Raw genomic sequence first — 17262 nt, 5'->3', positions numbered from 1 at the left:
CAGGTGTCACGGGGTGGGTGAGCTGGCTCATCCGGCCGGTCGAAAGATGACGCCGTATGACGCCGACCCTTTACGCATGGGATCCCCGGGTGTTGCATGGCCGTGTCCCGCCAGGCGGCCGTGCGCCGCAGTTCAGGAGTTCCCGATGACGAAGCCCCGCATCCGATTCAACGCCTTCGACATGACATGCATCATGCACCAGTCGCCCGGACTGTGGACGCATCCGGACGACCAGTCGACGAGATACAAGGACCTCGACTACTGGGTGGACCTTGCGAAGCTGCTCGAGAAGGGCAAGTTCGACGGGCTGTTCATCGCCGACGTGCTCGGCGTCTACGACACGTACGAGGGCTCGTACGACGCCTCGGTGCGGCGGGCGATGCAAGTTCCCGTCCACGACCCGCTCCTGCAGGTATCCGCCATGGCGGCCGCGACCGAGAACCTCACGTTCGGGTTGACAGTGTCGGCGACCTACGAGCAGCCCTACGCGCTGGCCCGCCGGTTCAGCGCCCTCGACCATCTCACGAAGGGCCGCGTCGCGTGGAACATCGTGACGTCATACCTCGAAGGAGCCGCGCGCAACCTCGGACTGCAGCGACAGATGTCGCACGACGAGCGCTACGAGCTCGCGGCGGAGGTCGTCGACGTCTGCTACAAGCTGTGGGAAGGCTCGTGGGAAGAGGATGCCGTCGTCGAGGACCGCGAGGGGAAGGTGTACGCCGACCCCGAGAAGGTGCACGAGATCGGCCATGAGGGAACCTACTTCTCGGTTCCCGGCATTCACCTGTCAGAGCCGTCGCCGCAGCGCACGCCCGTCATCTGGCAGGCCGGCACGTCGTCGAAGGGACGCGAGTTCGCGGCACGCAACGCGGAAGCGGTGTTCACCGTCGCGCCGACGACCGACACTCTGCGGGGCTACGTCGACTCGATTCGCAGCACGGCCGAGGCTGCGGGACGCGATCCGCGCAGCATCAAGATCTTCACGGAGATCACGACGATCGTCGCCTCGACGGACGAGGAGGCGCAGAAGCGGTATACGGAGCTGCTCGGGTACGCCGACTTCGAGGGCGCCCTCGCTTTCTACGCCGGTGTGACCGGCGTAGACCTCTCCCGTCTCGACCCGGACGAGCCGCTCGAGTACGTCGACACCGACTCGGCCCGCTTCGCGCTGGAGATCTTCTCGAAGGCGGACCCGAACCGCACGTGGACAGCCCGCGAGGTCGTGAACTTCGTCGCGATCGGAGCGATGGGCCCCGTCATCGTCGGTTCGCCGCAGACCGTCGCCGACGAGCTCGAGCGTTGGATGGACGACGCGGACATCGACGGCTTCAACCTCGCCTACGCGATCACGCCCGGAACGTTCGAGGAGTTCATCGAGCTCGTCGTTCCCGAGCTGCAGCGTCGCGGACGTTATTGGGACGACTACGACGAGGGCACGACGCTGCGCGAGAAGCTCTACGGCGTCGGGCAGAAGCGCGTGCGTGACGACCACCCGGCGGCCACGTACCGCCGTGAGCTAGAGGCGCGGGCGGCAGAGCGCGAAGCGAAGCGACGGTCGGAATCGAGCGTCCTCGCCTGACGCCGGTCGCCATGCTTGACTGATCGTGTGAACGACCCATCAGCAGCATCCGATCTGATCGCCGAAGGCGCCGAGCTCGAGCGTCTCTGGACCGGTGCGATCTGGTCGGAGGGGCCGGTGTGGCTGCCGGCACTCGGCGTGCTGCGCTGGAGCGACATCCCGAACAGCCGCATCCTCGAGTTCGACGCCTCGACGGGGCAGACGCGCGTGCACCGCGACGACGTCGAGTTCACGAACGGGCGCACTCTCGATCTGAACGGCGACGTCGTGCAGTGCTCGCACGGGCGGCGCGCGATCGAGCGCGAGGTCGACGGGGTTCCGCGGACGGTCGTCGACCGGTTCGGCGAGGCCCGGCTGAACTCGCCGAACGACGTCGTCGTGCGCAGCGACGGCAGCATCTGGTTCACCGACCCGCCGTACGGCATCATCCAGCCGAACGAGGGCCACCCGGGCGAGCGGGAGTACGGCGGCTGCTTCGTGTTCCGCTTCGACGAGGCGACGGGCGAGCTGACACCGGTTGTCACCGACATGCAGATGCCGAACGGGCTCGCGTTCTCGCCCGACGAGCGCGTCCTCTATGTCTCGGACACCTCCGCGAGCCACGCGGCCGACGGCATGCACGAGATCCGCGCGTATGACGTCACGGGTGACGGATGCTGCGAGAACGGGCGCGTGTTCGCCGAAGTCGAGGCCGGGCTGCCCGACGGGTTCCGCGTCGACGAGGCGGGACGCATCTGGACTTCGACGCGCGACGGCGTTCTCGTCTTCGAGCCGGACGGAGCCCTCGTCACCTCGATCGCTGTGCCCGAGGTCGTGTCGAACGTCGCCTTCGGCGGCGCCGACGGGCACGACCTCTACATCACGGGAACCACGAGCCTGTACCGCATCCGCACCACGGCGCGCTCGTGCGTGCCGTGGCTGCGCGGCTGAGCGTATTCACTCGCGCGGCCGACCGGGCAGGATACGTCACCCGGTCAGCGGCATCCACCCCCTGCCGAACCGCATCCCTCGCACGCATGCTGACAGTGGACGAGAGGAGTTCAGCATGAGCGACAAGCAGCCGAACCAGGCACCCTTCACGGAAGACACCGCACCCGACACGAAGGGCCCCCAGACGGACCCGGGTGACAAGGGAACGGAGGAGTCGACGCCCACGAACACGAACGACTCGCTCGGCATCGGCGGGGAGCCGGGAGCGCCGCTCGAGCGTGAGCCGAACGACGACGAGGCGGGATCCGGTAGCGATCCGGCGCCCGATCCGCCGGGCGGTGGTGAACCGGCGGGCACGGCGACAGACGTGACGGCCGACGATGTCGCGCAGAAGCGCGGCTTCAACGGCGACGCCGCCGCGCCGGCCGGCAACCCGCGCACCGACCCTCTCGGCACGGAGGGCGAGCCCGAGCAGCCGGCCGGGTCCACGCACAACGAGAGCGACCCGGAATCGAAGATGACGACCGACCCTGAGCCGCGCGACCCCGACGCTCCGCTGCCTCAGCACAGCGCCGGCATCGACGCGCCCGACGCCGACGCACCGAGCGACGAGCCAACGAACCCAGGGCCGAGCCGCGACGACAGCGCGGCGGGAACCCACGGCCTGCCGTGACGCGACCGCGGCGGCATCCTTCACCTTTTCCCTCTCGCGGCCTAGGGTGGCAGAGAGGTCCGGCGTCGGACTGGCATCGGACTCTCGAATCTGGAGGGCCGGACTATGTCGCATAACGTCGCGCAGAAGCTCATCGCGAGCCACCTCGTCGAAGGGGAGATGACGCCCGGAAACGAGATCGGGCTCACCGTCGACCAGACGCTCACGCAAGACGCGACGGGCACGATGGTGATGCTCGAGCTCGAGGCGATGGGCCTCGACCGCATCAAGACGGACCTGTCGGTGCAGTACGTCGACCACAACCTGCTGCAGACCGACGAGAAGAACCCCGACGACCACCTCTTCCTGCAGTCGGCCGCGCAGCGGTTCGGGCTGTGGTTCTCGAAGCCCGGCAACGGGGTCTCGCACCCCGTGCACCAGTCCCGGTTCGGCAAGCCCGGCGTGACGATGATCGGCTCCGACTCGCACACGTGCGCGGCCGGGGCGCTCGGCATGCTCGCGATCGGCGTCGGCGGGCTCGAGGTCGCGATGGCGATGGCGGGGCAGCCGCTGTACGTCGCGATGCCCGAGATCTGGGGCGTCGAGCTCACCGGAGAGCTGCCCGACTGGGTGTCGGCGAAAGACGTGATCCTCGAGATGCTGCGCCGTCACGGCGTGAAGGGCGGCGTCGGCCGCATCATCGAGTACCACGGGCCCGGCCTCGCCTCGCTCACGGCGATGGACCGGCACGTGATCGCGAACATGGGCGCGGAGCTCGGCGCGACGGCGACGGTTTTCCCCGCCGACGACGCCGTCCGTGAGTACCTCGAGGCCGTCGGGCGGGCGGACGACTTCACGGAGATCCTCGCCGACGCCGGCGCTGAGTACGACGTGACCGAGCACATCGACCTCTCGAGCCTCGTGCCGCTCATCGCGAAGCCCTCGTCGCCCGGAAACGTTGTTCCCGTGAGCGAGGTCGAGAACGAAGACGTCTTCCAGGTCGTCGTCGGCTCGTCGGCGAACCCCGGACTGCGCGACTTCGCCGTCGTCGGTGAGATTCTCGACGGCCGGCAGGCGCACCAGCAGGTCTCGGTCGACGTCAACCCGACCTCCCGCGAAGTGCTCGCCGACCTCATCGCCGGCGGCTGGCTCACCTCCCTCGTGAAGGCGGGCGCGCGCATCCACCAGTCCGGCTGCATGGGCTGCATCGGCATGGGCCAGGCGCCGGCGACCGGCCGCAACTCGCTGCGCACCATGCCCCGCAACTTCCCGGGCCGATCGGGAACGGAAGAGGATGCCGTGTGGCTGTGCTCCCCCGAGACGGCGGCCGCCGCGGCGCTCACGGGCCGCATCACCGATCCGCGCACGCTCGAGCACTCGCTCGGCATCCGCTACACCCGCCCCGTCATGCCCGAGCGCTACAGCGTCAACACCGACATGCTGCAGGCGCCGCTCCCGCCCGAGGAAGCGCTCGGCGTCGAGCTCGTGAAGGGGCCGAACATCGCCTCGCTGCCCGATTTCGAGCCGCTGCCCGACCACCTCGACCTGCCCGTGCTGCTGAAGATGCCCGACAACGTCTCGACCGACGAGATCATGCCGGCCGGCTCGCGCGTGCTGCCGTTCCGCAGCAACATCCCCAAGATCGCGGAGTTCAGCTTCACTCGCATCGATCCGACATATCCCGAGAGAGCGAAGGATGCCGCGGGCGGCCACGCCGTCGTCGCGGGCGAGAACTACGGGCAGGGCTCGAGCCGTGAGCACGCCGTCATCGCCCCGCGCTACCTCGGGCTGCGGGTGGTCGTCGCGAAGTCGTTCGCGCGCATCCACTGGCAGAACCTGGCGAACTTCGGCATCCTCGCGCTCGAGTTCGAGGAGCCGGCCGGCTACGACTCGGTCACGCTCGGCGACACGGTCGTGCTCGACGGGTTGCGTGACGCACTCGAGAACGGCACGCCGATCTCTGCGACACTGAATGGGGAGCCGCTCAAGCTGCGGCACCACCTCTCCAGTCGTCAGGCGGCGATGGTGCTCGCCGGCGGCCGCATCCCGTATACCGTCGCCCAGACGGCGTAGGTCGCTAGATCTCCCGCAGTCCGATCGACGTGCGGATCGGCTCCCGCTGCCCGCCGGAATGCACAACATCACGGCCATGCACGGTCAGCTGCGTCGCATGCGCGTGCAGCGCCTCGATGACCGTGTCGAGCCGATGCTCGAGGGCGAACCACGTCACATCCTCTCCTGGCTCTTCCACCAATTCGGCGAATCGGATGCCGCGGGCTGCGGCTGCCGCCACCGCGATCTCGCGCGCCCGCACGTGGTCGGGGTGTCCGTAGCCGCCGATCTCGTTGTAGCTCACGACCAGTTGCGGTCGGGCGCCCACCGGATCGTCGATCAGGGCGAGCAGGTCCGCGACCTCCTCCTTGAGCGGACTCGTCGAGAACGACTGGGCCGACGCGTCTCCCGCCGGGCCGGCGAGCCCCTCACGGATCCAGCGCATGCCCGAGTCCTCGTAGACGCGCGGTCGCTGTCCCGCGGCGCGCGCCGGCGGCGTCCCGAGCCACGCATGATCGGTCACGCCGAGGATTTCGAGCGCGCCCGCGATCTCCCCCTCGCGGTGTGCGGCGAGCTCGGGCGTTCCCTCGAGGTGGGAGAACGGCCCGGTAACTACTTCGCCGCGCTCGCCGCGGCTGCAGGTTACAAGCTGCACGTGGATGCCGCGCGCGAGCAGCTCAACCATGAGCGCGCCGCCCGCGAGTGTCTCGTCGTCGGGGTGCGCGTGCACGAAAAGCACCGTGTCGACGCCGTCGAACAGAGCGAACGGGTCCGCGCTCATGCCAAGCCTCCCGCGAGCACGCGCTCGTACACGGCAGCGGTCTGCTCAGCGGTTCGCCGCCACGTGAACTGCAGTGCGCGCGTGCGTCCGGCCTCCCCAAGCACTCGCGCCCGCTGAGAGTCCGCGAGCAGCGCGTCGAGCTCCGCCGCCCACCGCGCCGGATCACGGGCAGGCACGAGCACACCGGTCTCGCCATCGGCAATCGCCTCGCGCAGCCCGCCCGCATCAGCCGCGAGAACCGGTACGCCGCACGACTGCGCCTCGAGCGCGATGAGCCCGAAGGTCTCGGAGTGCGACGGTACGAGCACGGTGCGCGCGCCACGCAGCAGGGCGGCGAGCGCGTCGCGTCCCTGCGGCCCGATGAACTCGACGCGATCGGCGACGCTGCGGTCGCGGGCCAGTTGCTCCAGCTCGGCGGGGTAGTCGTCGTGGCCGGTGGTCGGTCCGCCCGACACCACCAGCCGAAGCTCCGGGTCGCGCGAGCCTGCGAGCGTCTCGATCGCGAGATCGAGCCCCTTGAGCGGCTCAAGACGTGCGGCCGCGACGATGTAACCGGGCGAAACGGTTGCGGCATCCGACCGTGAATCGGGCGCGAACTGGTTCGCGTCCACGCCCGGATACACCGTGACCACACGCTGCGGTTCCGCACCGAGCCGGTCGATGACCGTCGAGCGTTCGGCGTCGCTCACGGTGATGATAGCGTCGGATGCCGCGGCGAGCGCCGCCTCTCCGGCGAGGCGGCCCGGCGACTCCGGCCGCTCCCCCTCCGACAGTGGAGTGCTGAGCGCGGCCGCGATGCTGTGATAGCTCTGCACGTGCGGGATGCCGCGGGAGCGGGCGATCTCAACGGCCGCCATTCCGCTGAACCAGTGGTGCGAGTGGATGAGGTCGTAGGGTCCGAGGTCGGCCATTGCGGCGCGGAACGCCTCGATGTACTCCTCGTGGTCGCCCTTGACGCGGCGCTCGGCAGGACCGGCCGAGAGCTGGCGCAGGGTGACACCCGGTGCCACCTCGCACGCGTCAGGGCCTGCTGTCGAGGAGCGGCGGGTGAGCACGTCGATCTCGTGGCCGAGTTCGGCGAGCGCGAGGGCGGTGTGCCGGACGGCGACGTTCATTCCGCCGACGTCGCCCGTCCCCGGGTCATCGTTCGGCGACGTGTGAAGGCTCACGAGAGCAAGGCGAAGCGGCACTCCTCAAGCCTATGCCGCAGGCTCGCGGGCCGACCCGTTGCCATGTCCCCATCTGCGTCGCGCCTCGCATTTCTCGTACACAGAGACTCAGCCGCTGCTGCCATCCCCACCGAGCCGTCACCAGTTCGCCGACGTTCTCTCGTTTCATAGCCTTCAACAATGGATCATTGACAAAAGGTTGCACTAATGACACCATCACAGGCGAGACGCCTTGTCCGAGCGATGCGTGCCTCACCGGCAAATGTCAGATATTCCGAACTGATGGCAGTGTGCGAACACTACTTCGGCGAGCCACGGCTCCACGGTGGGAGCCACTCTGTATTTGCAACGCCATGGCCCGGCGACCCGCGAGTGAGTATTCAGAATCAGGGAGGAATGGCCAAGCCCTATCAGGTGCGTCAAGTACTGGACGCAATCAAGAAGATGGAGGATGAGCATGGCGGCCGCAGCTGATCGCTACGCCTATCGCGTGCTCTGGTCAGGCGAGGACGACGCTCACATCGGGCTCGTTGCTGAGTTCCCGTCGCTGTCGTGGATCGACGCCGACGCGGTGGCCGCCCTGATCGGCATACGCCAACTCGTGGCAGACGTACTCGACCAGATGGTGCAAGGCGACGAGCCAATTCCGGCTCCGCTGTCTGAGCGTCGCTACAGCGGAGCCTTCAAACTGCGCATTCCTCCGGAACTGCATCGCACGCTCGCCATCGAAGCGGCGGAGCAGAACGTCAGCCTCAACCGCCTCATCAATATGCGACTCGGCGCAACGGCCTGAAAGCCGAATCGCGCGCTTGCGCGCAGTAGAGTCTCCGCATGGCAGCCGATCGACGCATCGCCGAGTTCATCCGCGACCAGCTCGCCGAGCTCGGCGACGTGCAGATCAAGCGCTTGTTCAGCGGCTGGGGCCTCGTGCTGCACGGGGAGTTCATCGGCGCTGTGCTCGGCGACGAGTTCTACCTCAAGGTCGATCCGTACGCGTTCGACCGCATGAGCGCCGAGGGCGGCCATGCCTTTTCGTACACGCGCAAGGACGGCCGTCTCGTCACGATCGACAAGTGGTGCTCGGTGCCCGACGCCCACCTCGACAATGCAGCATCCCTCACGGAGTACGTGCGCAACATGACGGGCGTGCTCTGAGGCAAGGCCGGCGGATGCCGCTCAGCGCTCGTTCGGGATCAGCCACCACAGCACGAGGTAGATCACGAACTGCGGCCCGGGCAGGATGCAGCTGATGACGGCGAGGATGCGCACCGTCGAGGGCCTGAGGCCGAAGCGGTAGGCGATGGCGGCGCACACGCCGGCGATCATGCGGTCTCTGCGGGGTCGGTAGAGGTCAGCCATGTCTCCATGGTGCGCCGGTTCGGCGGCATCCGCATCGGTGATCGCCCTGAATCATCCCCGGGGACGACCAGGTCGCGCCCCGGGGATGACGGTCAGCCGACGAGCTGGTCGAGGCGCTCGTAGCCCTCGCTCATGCCACGTTCCATCCCGCTCGAGACCATGCCGTCGCGCGCCTCGACACTCGGATAGCAGGCATGGCCGGTCAGGCGCGTGCGGCCGTCGCCGAGGTCTTCGAAGCGCAGCGTCTCGATGCTGACGACGTCGGGGAAGCCTTCGAACTCGAACGTCTGGATGGCGATCTCGTTCTCCCGCACCGTGTGGAAGGTGCCGTTGAACGCGTACTCGTCGCCGTCAGGCGTGCGGTGCACGTAGCGGTAGCCGCCGTGGGTCTCGAAGTCCCATCGGTCGATGAGCATCTCGTAGCCGTTCGGTCCCATCCACTGCGCGACCTTCTCAGGGTCGGCATGGGCGGCGAAGACCGCGGCGACGGGGGCGTCGACCTCGCGTTCGAAGTCGATGAAAGGCAGACCGTCAGGGGCGGTGACGATCAGTTCGTTCGTCATTTCTCTTCTCTTTCGTGTGCGGGCCGCTCGGCCCGGCGTCCTCGCCGGTCAGCAGGGCGTCCAATCGGCGGAACGCCTGCTCGTGGGCCAGCCGGTAAGTGTCGATCCACGCCGTCAGCTCCTCGAGCCGGCGGGCGTCGAGGTGAACGGGGCGTCTTTGCGCGTCGCGCGTGCGCGTCACGAGTTCCGCCTGCTCGAGCACCTGGATGTGCTTTGACACCGCCTGTGTGCTGATGTCGAACGGCTCTGCCAGCTCGGTGACCGTCGCCGGCCCCCGGCTGAGTCGGGCGATGATGCGGCGGCGCACCGGGTCGGCGAGGGCAAGGAATGCCCGGTCCAACCGCTCATCGCTCTCAGAGTTCGACACCTGTGTTCAACTTTCTTCTTTATCAATCTATTGGTTGAATACGCTACGCTCGCCGTGAGGGAAAAGCAAGGGTCGGATGCCGCCGGCAGACGGCGCCCGGCGGCATCCGTCACACCGGGCTATTCGAAGGCAAGGATCACAGCCGCGATGCCGCACAGCACTCCGGCGGCGATGAGCCACCAGCTCGTGGCGTTGACAGCTCGCACGACCGGCATCTTCAGCGCGACGTCTCCGACGATCCCCGTCGGAACGGGCATTCTCCAAGGCTGCCATTCGACGCGAAGGTCGTTCAGCTGCCCGGCGGAATACGGCTCGGTTGCGGCGGACTTCTCGTCAGTCGCGAGCCAGTGCAGCTGCCGGCGGTACCACCACACCGTTCCATACATCTCGAGAAAATAGCAGCCGAGCAAGGCGAACCATGCGCCGACCGGAATCATCACGGCCTCGCCCAGCTGCGTCGCCACCCAGACCCCGGCGACGATGAGCGCGAGCCCGAACGGAAGCCAGCAGGCGAAGAAGATGACGTTCGCTCTCGCCGCCTGCCGCTGATAGAAGGCCTGGGCGGAATGCGTCATGCTTCAAGTCTGCCGCACGGAGGCGCGTCGTAGGCTCGACACGGAGGACACCATGGAACACGCAGACATCGCCGTCGTCGGAACCGGAGCGATCGGCGCGGCCGCGGCTTGGCGACTCGCCGAACGCGGCGCCGACGTCGTCGCCTTCGAGCGCTTCGCCCCTGGCCACGCACTCGGCTCCTCGCACGGCGACACGCGGCTGTTCCGAGAGGCGTGCCTCGAGCATCCTGATCTCACGCCGATGGCGCAGAGTTCGCGCGCGCTGTTCCGCGAACTCGAGGCGCTCAGCGGCGACGAGCTGCTCACGATCACGGGCGGCGTCATGATCGGCGCAGCCGATTCGTCCGTGGTCTCGGGAACGGTCGCGGCGGCCGAACGTGCGGGACTTCCACTCGAGCACCTCGACGCGGCCGGCGTCCGGGAGCGCTTCCCGCAGCATGCGGGCATCGGCGACAGAGACGTGGCGGTGCTCGATCCGGGTGCGGGCGTCGCCCGGCCCGAGCGCACCGTGCGCGCGGCCGCCGCGGCGGCATCCGCTCGGGGAGCCCGTATCATCACGGGGACTCGCGTCACCGCGATCGAGCCGGGAACCGACGGCGTTGTGATCAGAACGGCGGATGCCGCGTGGCACGTCGATCGCGTGATACTCGCCGCGGGCGCGTGGCTTCCGGGCTTCGCGCCGTGGCTGAGGCTGACGCCCATCCGCACTCCGCTGACCTGGCTCTCGCCGCGCGAGCACGGCGACACCGCCTTTGCGGTGGCGGCGTTCCCCGTCGTCGTGCGGCAGCTCGACGCCGAGAACGTGCTGTGGGGACACGGAGCGCTCGACGGCGGCCTCGTCAAGATCGGCCGCGGCGACATCTGGGGCGAGGAGCGCCCTGGCATCGACCCAGATCACGTCGATCGCGGCGTCACTTCCGACGACTGGCGGCTGCTCTCGCCGCTCGTCTCGCGGGCGCTTCCCGGCCTCGAGCCTGTGCCGAGCCGGGTCGAGCCGTGCATGATCACCCTGAGCCCCGACGACCAGTTCGTCATCGGCGCCTCGCCGGACTCCGAGCGCGTCATCGTCGCGGGCGGCGACAGCGGCCACGCGTTCAAGCACTGCCTCGCGATCGGTGAAGTGAAGTGCTCGCACGCGCCGCGCTCGAGGAGGAGCAGGAGCTCGAGCTCGACTTCGTGCGGCCGGCGAGGTTCGCCGCCTAGATTCCCAGCAACCGGTCGGAGAGCCCCCAGTCACGTGGCCCTACCCTGAGGCGATGGCCCTCCGCCCCGACCTGACCGCGCTCGAGCGCCGGCTCGACGACGCGGCGCGGAGCCTGCTCGCCCGGGCCCCGCGCAGCCGGTCATGGGCGGCGCTCGTCGAATTCCTCGTCTTCGGCGCCAAGCAGGCGTGGGCGTGCGTGTTCGGCGGCGCGCTTCTCGTCGTCATCGTCACCGCCCGGCTCTGGTATCCCGACGGCGCGGCCGTCGCCCGCAACGACGCTCTCACGATCGCCGCGATCGTCATTCAGGTGCTCATGGTGTGGGGCGGACTTGAAACGCTGCGCGAGCTGCGCGTGATCGTGCTGTTCCACGTCGCCGGCACGCTCATGGAGCTGTTCAAGACCGACGTCGGCTCGTGGGCCTACGATCCGGGCGGCGTGCTGCGCATCCTCAGCGTTCCGCTGTTCACCGGGTTCATGTACGGCGCGGTCGGCTCGTACATGGTTCGCGTCTACCGGCTCTTCGAGCTGCGCTTCACCCGCTACCCGCCGGTGTGGGCGACGGCGATCATCGCGGCCGCGATCTACGTCAACTTCTTCACGCACCACTTCATGATCGACCTGCGCTGGTTCCTCCTCGCCGCCGTTCTGCTCGCCTTCGGCTTCTCGACCATGCACTTCCGCGTCTTCAGACACAGCTATCGGATGCCGCTCACGCTCGCCTTCGCGCTCGTCGCCGTGTTCATCTGGCTCGCCGAGAACATCGGCACGTTCGCGGGGGCGTGGACGTATCCGGACCAGGTCGAGGCGTGGCATCCAGTGTCGATCGCGAAGCTCGTGTCGTGGTTCCTGCTCATGATCATCTCCGTCGTGCTCGTCACGTGCGTGTATCCGCCGCGGCGGCCCGAGCCGGTCATGGTCCGCGAGCCGGAGCCCACATAAGCTCGCAGCATGGACTGGCCGCAGCTCGTGGTGACGACGCTCGTGTGCGTCGGCATCCTCGTCGCCCTCACCACCGGCGTGCTCTGGGGGTTCCGCATCCCGCACCGGTGGGCTCCGGCACTCGCCATCCTCAGGGGCACACTGCAGCTCGCGGCGATCAGCGTGATCCTCGCCGGGGTCATCAGCGACCCGCTCTGGGTCAGCGTCGCACTCGCCGTCATGTTCACCGTCGCCGCGTCGACGGCGACGCGCCGCGTCGGGTGGAGCACCGCGCACGCGCTCATGATGTTCAGCGCCATGGGCATCGGCATCGCGGTGACGCTCTGCGTCGTCTTCGCGAGCGGCGCGATCGCGTTCTCGCCGCGCTACGTGCTCGCGATCGGTGGCATCGTGATCGGAAACGCGATGTCGATCGCGACGCTCGCCGGCCGGGCGTTCACGTCGAGCGTCGTCGACCGCTGGGAGGAGGTGGAGGGCTGGCTCGCCCTCGGAGCAACTCCCCGGCAGTCGACGCTGCAGTTGGTGCGGCGCTCGGTCGCCGAGGCGCTCATCCCGTCGACCGACCAGACGAAGACGACTGGTCTCGTGACGCTGCCCGGGGCCTTCGTCGGCGCCATCTTCGGCGGCGTCTCCCCGCTCGAGGCCGGCCAGTTCCAGATCGTCGTGCTCGCCTCCATCATGGCGGCCGGCTCGATCACGGCCGTCGTGGTCACGAAGTGGCTCGCCCCGGTGACCCAGAAGCCGCGAGTGCTCGCCTGATCCGCTGGGCGAGTCCGCGGCACGGTCAGCGGCGCACGAGTCGAGCCACACCGATTTGCGAGTCGGCCATGCCGTAGAACACGAAGTGGGCATCTCCGATCTTCTCGATCGCCGTCGGGAACACCACGTTCGCGACGGTTCCGGCCGTCTCCTCCGCCGTCTCGGGAACGAGCAGTGGCTCCGGCGTGCGGGCCAAGACCCTCGACGGATCTGCGGCGTCCAACAGCAGCGCGCCCGCTTCGTAGCGCACATTGCTCTGCGGCACGAAGGCGCCGCCCACGACCGTTCCGGTGACGCCGTGGTGGACGACGAGCCAGCCTTCCGGAGTGCGCAGCGGGGCGGGACCCGCGCCGATCTTGAGCTGCTCCCAGGCGAATTCCGGCCCCGCGACGAACCGGTGCGTCCGCGGCCGCGCGAGGGCGGACACATCCGCAACGACATCCGCCGCCGGCACGTACGAGATCCACACGCTCGCCCGATCGTCGACGATGCCGGTCGGCAACGGGGGCGCTTCGCCGGGCCGAACGAAGCTGAAGTCCCACATCGGCCGATGCAGCAGGGCGTAGCTCGGAACGCCGTTCGGGTCAGGCACGACGTCGGGGAAGAAGACGACGTCTTTGTTCGGGAAGAGGTTGAGATCGGTGTCCAGCGCGTCGTCGTAGCCGAACTGGATGGGGCCGAGGCGGCTCCACTCGATCCCGTCACGCGAGACGGCGAGCGCAGGCTTGGGTCCGAGCGGGCCGAACGCCACATAGGTCATGACCGAGAGGCCGAGACTCGGGATGCTGGTGATGCGAGGATCCTCCACCCCTCCGTGTGCGCTCCCGTGCTCCCAGCCGCGGTCGGGCTCGAGCACGGAGCCGAGACGCTCGACGCCTGTGGGCACGCCGTCCTCGATCACGACACGGGCGCGTCCGACGCGTGAGACGTTGCCTGCCGCCACGAGTCGTGGATAGAGGTACAGCTGACCGTCGGAGCCCCAGCACGTCGCGGGGTTCAGCACGCCGTCGGCTTCCTCCGGGCGTGCCGGATCCGGGCGCATGATCACCCCGATGCGCTCGAGGGCGTAGGGGATGGCGGTCTGCGTGTCGATGTCGGTCACTCTGTCTTTCTCTCTTGGTGATCGTTGCGTGAGCCTCAGCCCTTGACGGCGCCGAGCACCCCGTTGACGAGGTATCGCTGGATGAAGATGTAGCCGATGATGAGCGGCGCGGCGACGATGAACGTCGCGGCTGCCAACAGCGGCCACTGGTTCGAATAGGTGCCCTTGAAGGCGTACAGCCCGACGGTGACGGGGAACTTGGCCGGGTCGGCGAGCAGCACCGTGGCCAGGATGATCTCGTTCCAGATCCACACTGCCTGCAGGATGAACACCGTCGCGAGCGCCGGTTTCGCCAGCGGGAAGACGAAGCCGAACAGGTACCGCCAGTAGCCGACGCCGTCGAGCGCGGCTGCCTCGTCGAGTTCGAATGGGATCGACTTCGCGTAGCCGCTGAACAGCAGCGGGCCGATGCCGACGCCGACGCCGACCATCAGGATGTAGCCGAGCTGGTTGTCGTACAGTCCCAGCCGAAGCAACAGCTGGAACTGGGTGATGAGCGCGTTCGGCAGAAACAGCACGACGACGAACAGCATCGTCCAGTACTTCGATCCCGCGATATAGCCGCGCGAGACGGGGAAGCCCATGACGAGCGCGATGAAAGTGCCGGTGCTCGCGCCGAAGGCCGTGTAGAGCACGCTATTGAGGATGAATGAGCCGAACGCGCCCTGATTCCAGGCGTCCGCGAAGTTCGCCCACTGCGGATCCTGAACGAGCCCGACCGGGTTGGCCGCGAACTCGCCGTTGCTCTTGAGCGCGGTGTTCAGCAGGTAGGCAAGCGGGAACACGAACACGATCATGAGCAGCGCGACGCACACGTAGGCGCCGATCGGGTACCGGCGACGACGTCGGACGCGGGTCTGCGTTCGAGCGCTCGTCTCCGTCGCCGGCTTCTGGGCCGTTGCCGTCACAGTCGCGCCTCCCGTCGTCTCAGATACCAGAGCGCGGTGAGGGTCACCACGCCGACGAGCACGAACTGCACCATGGAGATCGCCGCCGCATAGCCCTGGGACTGCGAGAGCGTCGTGCCCGACGCGCCGCCGAAGCCCTGCACGTAGACGAGCAGAGAGAGCACCTGAGTGGATTTGTTGCTCGGCCCGGTCAGCACGTACGTCAGCTGGTAACTCTGAAGGGCGTTCACGATGCCCAGAAGAACGTTCGCCGTGATGGAGGGCGCGAGAAGCGGAATCGTGACATACCGGAACCGCTGCCACGGCGTGGCGCCGTCGATCGACGACACCTCGTAGAGCTCGGCGGGGATGGCTTGCAGCCCGGCGAGGAAGATGATCACCGAGACGCCGACCACCATCCACACCTGCACGATGATTACGAGGGCGAGAGCGAGCTTCGGATCGCCGAAGAACGCGGAGCTCGTGCCGAACCAGGACAGGATGGATGCGGCGGGGCCTCCGGAGACGTTGAACATGAGCGACCAGACGAGACCTGTGACGGTCACGCCGAGCACCGTCGGCATGAAGACGATGGCTCGATACAGGTTGCGGCCCCGAAGGGGACGGTTCAAGAGCAGGGCCGTGCCGAGGGCGAGGATGATCTGCGCGACGGTCGACACCGTCGCGAAGATGACCGTGTTGCCGAGGGCGTTGAGGCTGTCGGCCCGCTTGGCGGGGGAGAAGAAGTCGAGATAGTTCTCGATGCCGACCCAGTTCACGGGGAGGTACGGCAGACCACGGAGGTTCGTGAAGGACACCACGAGGACCCCGACAGCCGGGACGAGGGCGAACACGACGAGGATGATCAGCCCGATGGAGAAGCTGATCCGCACGGGTGCGCGTCGGGGGAAGGGGAAGGAGGCCGTCATTGTCTACCTTGAGTGTTCGGTCCGGTGGCCCGCCAGGCGGGCCACCGGTCGATCGGTCAGAACGCCGCGGACCAGGCGCTCTGTGCTGCGGATGCCGCCTTCTCTGCGCTCGATGAGCCGAGGGGCTGCAGGGCCGGATAGTTGAACGGGTAGACGGCGTCCTGACCGGCCTTGTTGTTCGCGATCCAGACCTGGTCCCACGCGGGCTGGTAGGTGCTCGTGTACTTCTCGATCGATTCGAGGAACGGCGTCGCCGGGATGTCGGGCTGGGCCGAGGAGAATCCGGACTTCGCGAGGAAGTCGGCGTAGTTCTTCGGGTCGGAGAAGAAGTCCAGCCAGGCGAGGGCAGCGGTCTTGTTCTTCGTCGACGACGCGACGCCGAGTTGCAGCTCGATCTTGCCGTTGAGGAACGCGTTGTCCTCGGCGTTGTCGCTCGTCGGCAGCGGGAAGTAGCCGAAGTCGAAGGCGCCGTTCACGGCCGACTCGATCGTCGGCTCGTTCCAGGTGCCGTCGATTGTCATCGCGAAGTCGCCCGCGGCGAAGCCTGCGGGAATCGCGTCGTAGCCGGCGCCCGCGAAGTTGTCCTGGGCGTTCTGGAAGATCGTCTCCGTCTTCTCGAGGACCTCCTCGGGAACATCGTCGGTCAGTTTCGCCTTGCCCGTCCAGAGATTCTTGGCGAGCTGCGCCTTCGCGTCAGCCGTCGGATACAGGCCGGCGACGGACCCGAGCATGGCGAGACCAGCCGGCCAGGTGTCCTTTCCGCCGATGCCGAAGGGAGCGACGCCGGCGTCCGTGAGCGTGCTCATCGCCTTCACGAGCTCGCTCCAGGTCGTCGGGACCGCGAGGCCGTTGTCCTCGAAGATCTTCTTGTTGTAGTAGACGCCGGTCGAGTAGCTGAGCCCCGTCGGCACCGCGTATTGCTTGCCGCCGATCGCCTGCGCGTCGAGGACGCTCGGCGTGTAGTTCGACATGAAGTCCTCGTCTGTGAGGTCGACCAGGCCGCCGGCCTGGGCGAGGAGCACGTCGTCAGACGTGGAATCCTTCGCGTAGTCGGGCACTTCGACGAAGGTCTTCAGCACGATGATGTCGACGTTTCCCGCGGTGAGGCGCGAGGACTTGGTTGCCGGGTAGTTGTCGTTCGAGACCGACGAGAAGGTGACGTCGACGTCGGGATACTTCTTCTCGAATGCCTCGTTGATCGCCTTGAAGGCGGCATCCGATGCGTCTGCGCTCGATACGAGGATCTCGAGTTTTCCCGATGGCTCGCCGTCGGATGCCGGTGCGGCGGAGCCGGCCGAGCATCCTGCCAGCAGTGCCAATGTGGCGATCGCCGCTGTTCCGACGACCGCGCGCCGCGCGGCTGTGCGCGGTCGCAACCTCTTCGTTGCCATGTCTTCACTCCTCGTAGGGAGAC

Annotated in this window: 19 protein-coding genes; 9 read left to right on the top strand and 10 right to left on the bottom strand. The window is 67.8% G+C overall.

What is annotated here, in order from left to right; genetic code table 11:
* The first annotated feature begins 145 nt into the window (after positions 1-145).
* The 4 genes from BLV49_RS06315 (at position 146) to BLV49_RS06300 (ending at position 5234) form a co-directional block, all read left to right on the top strand.
* Positions 146-1579 (top strand): LLM class flavin-dependent oxidoreductase, encoded by a 1434-nt coding sequence (locus BLV49_RS06315; RefSeq protein WP_176980743.1) that lies wholly within the window; start codon positions 146-148, stop codon positions 1577-1579.
* A 27-nt stretch (positions 1580-1606) separates the two neighbouring features.
* Positions 1607-2509, top strand: coding sequence for an SMP-30/gluconolactonase/LRE family protein (locus BLV49_RS06310; protein WP_091181504.1), 903 nt, complete (start codon positions 1607-1609; stop codon positions 2507-2509).
* A 115-nt stretch (positions 2510-2624) separates the two neighbouring features.
* Complete coding sequence (locus BLV49_RS06305; RefSeq protein WP_091181501.1) at positions 2625-3182, top strand: hypothetical protein; 558 nt, start codon at positions 2625-2627, stop codon at positions 3180-3182.
* Positions 3183-3287: 105 nt separating this feature from the next.
* The gene (locus tag BLV49_RS06300; protein WP_091181498.1) at positions 3288-5234 is read left to right on the top strand and encodes an aconitate hydratase; all 1947 of its coding nucleotides are present in this window, start codon (positions 3288-3290) and stop codon (positions 5232-5234) included.
* A 4-nt stretch (positions 5235-5238) separates the two neighbouring features.
* Here the strand turns inward: BLV49_RS06300 and BLV49_RS06295 are convergent, their stop codons facing one another.
* Positions 5239-5994 carry a PIG-L family deacetylase gene (locus tag BLV49_RS06295; protein WP_091181496.1) on the bottom strand — a complete coding sequence of 252 codons (756 nt, stop codon included), beginning with the start codon at positions 5992-5994 and terminating at the stop codon, positions 5239-5241.
* A complete protein-coding gene (locus BLV49_RS06290; RefSeq protein WP_245723551.1) occupies positions 5991-7184 on the bottom strand; it encodes a glycosyltransferase in 1194 nt (397 codons plus the stop codon). The genes BLV49_RS06295 and BLV49_RS06290 overlap by 4 nt, the downstream gene beginning before the upstream one ends.
* A gap of 436 nt (positions 7185-7620) precedes the next feature.
* Between BLV49_RS06290 and BLV49_RS06280 the strand changes: the two genes are divergently transcribed.
* Positions 7621-7956 carry a type II toxin-antitoxin system HicB family antitoxin gene (locus BLV49_RS06280; protein ID WP_091181491.1) on the top strand — a complete coding sequence of 112 codons (336 nt, stop codon included), beginning with the start codon at positions 7621-7623 and terminating at the stop codon, positions 7954-7956.
* Between the two features lie 38 nt (positions 7957-7994).
* A complete protein-coding gene (locus BLV49_RS06275; RefSeq protein ID WP_091181490.1) occupies positions 7995-8318 on the top strand; it encodes a TfoX/Sxy family protein in 324 nt (107 codons plus the stop codon).
* Positions 8319-8339: 21 nt separating this feature from the next.
* On the opposite strand, the gene BLV49_RS06270 is transcribed toward BLV49_RS06275, so the two are convergent.
* The 4 genes from BLV49_RS06270 to BLV49_RS06255 all read right to left on the bottom strand — a co-directional run bounded on the left by BLV49_RS06270 (position 8340) and on the right by BLV49_RS06255 (position 10027).
* Positions 8340-8522, bottom strand: coding sequence for a PspC domain-containing protein (locus BLV49_RS06270; RefSeq protein WP_091181488.1), 183 nt, complete (start codon positions 8520-8522; stop codon positions 8340-8342).
* Positions 8523-8614: 92 nt separating this feature from the next.
* The gene (locus tag BLV49_RS06265) at positions 8615-9085 is read right to left on the bottom strand and encodes an SRPBCC family protein (protein ID WP_091181486.1); all 471 of its coding nucleotides are present in this window, start codon (positions 9083-9085) and stop codon (positions 8615-8617) included.
* Entirely contained in the window at positions 9054-9452 is a 399-nt protein-coding gene (locus BLV49_RS06260; RefSeq protein ID WP_091181484.1) for an ArsR/SmtB family transcription factor, read from the bottom strand. Before BLV49_RS06260 ends, BLV49_RS06265 begins: the two co-directional genes overlap by 32 nt.
* A 119-nt stretch (positions 9453-9571) precedes the next feature.
* The gene (locus tag BLV49_RS06255; protein ID WP_091181482.1) at positions 9572-10027 is read right to left on the bottom strand and encodes a hypothetical protein; all 456 of its coding nucleotides are present in this window, start codon (positions 10025-10027) and stop codon (positions 9572-9574) included.
* Positions 10028-10079: 52 nt separating this feature from the next.
* On the opposite strand from BLV49_RS06255, the gene solA reads away from it, so the two are divergent.
* Genes solA through BLV49_RS06240 form a run of 3 tightly spaced genes read left to right on the top strand, consistent with a single transcriptional unit; the run spans position 10080 to position 12930 of the window.
* On the top strand, positions 10080-11279 hold the full coding sequence (gene solA / locus BLV49_RS06250) for an N-methyl-L-tryptophan oxidase (protein ID WP_176980742.1): 1200 nt from the start codon (positions 10080-10082) through the stop codon (positions 11277-11279).
* Positions 11280-11283: 4 nt separating this feature from the next.
* Positions 11284-12171, top strand: coding sequence for a DUF817 domain-containing protein (locus BLV49_RS06245; protein WP_091181480.1), 888 nt, complete (start codon positions 11284-11286; stop codon positions 12169-12171).
* A gap of 9 nt (positions 12172-12180) precedes the next feature.
* Entirely contained in the window at positions 12181-12930 is a 750-nt protein-coding gene (locus tag BLV49_RS06240) for an ABC transporter permease (protein WP_091181479.1), read from the top strand.
* A 25-nt stretch (positions 12931-12955) separates the two neighbouring features.
* On the opposite strand, the gene BLV49_RS06235 is transcribed toward BLV49_RS06240, so the two are convergent.
* Genes BLV49_RS06235 through BLV49_RS06220 form a run of 4 tightly spaced genes read right to left on the bottom strand, consistent with a single transcriptional unit; the run spans position 12956 to position 17239 of the window.
* Entirely contained in the window at positions 12956-14023 is a 1068-nt protein-coding gene (locus BLV49_RS06235) for a glycoside hydrolase family 130 protein (protein ID WP_245723699.1), read from the bottom strand.
* 44 nt (positions 14024-14067) lie between these two features.
* Complete coding sequence (locus tag BLV49_RS06230) at positions 14068-14940, bottom strand: carbohydrate ABC transporter permease (protein ID WP_245723550.1); 873 nt, start codon at positions 14938-14940, stop codon at positions 14068-14070.
* Positions 14937-15848, bottom strand: a complete 912-nt coding sequence (locus BLV49_RS06225; RefSeq protein WP_091181477.1) for a carbohydrate ABC transporter permease — start codon at positions 15846-15848, stop codon at positions 14937-14939. The genes BLV49_RS06230 and BLV49_RS06225 overlap by 4 nt, the downstream gene beginning before the upstream one ends.
* A 56-nt stretch (positions 15849-15904) precedes the next feature.
* Positions 15905-17239: an ABC transporter substrate-binding protein gene (locus BLV49_RS06220; protein WP_091181474.1), complete on the bottom strand. Its 1335-nt coding sequence runs from the start codon at positions 17237-17239 to the stop codon at positions 15905-15907.
* Between the last annotated feature and the right edge of the window lie 23 nt (positions 17240-17262).

The sequence above is a fragment of the Paramicrobacterium humi genome, from assembly GCF_900105715.1.
Classification (GTDB): Bacteria; Actinomycetota; Actinomycetes; order Actinomycetales; family Microbacteriaceae; genus Paramicrobacterium; species Paramicrobacterium humi.
Note: the sequence above shows the minus strand (reverse complement) of the source record. Positions and strands in the feature narration are given on the sequence as shown.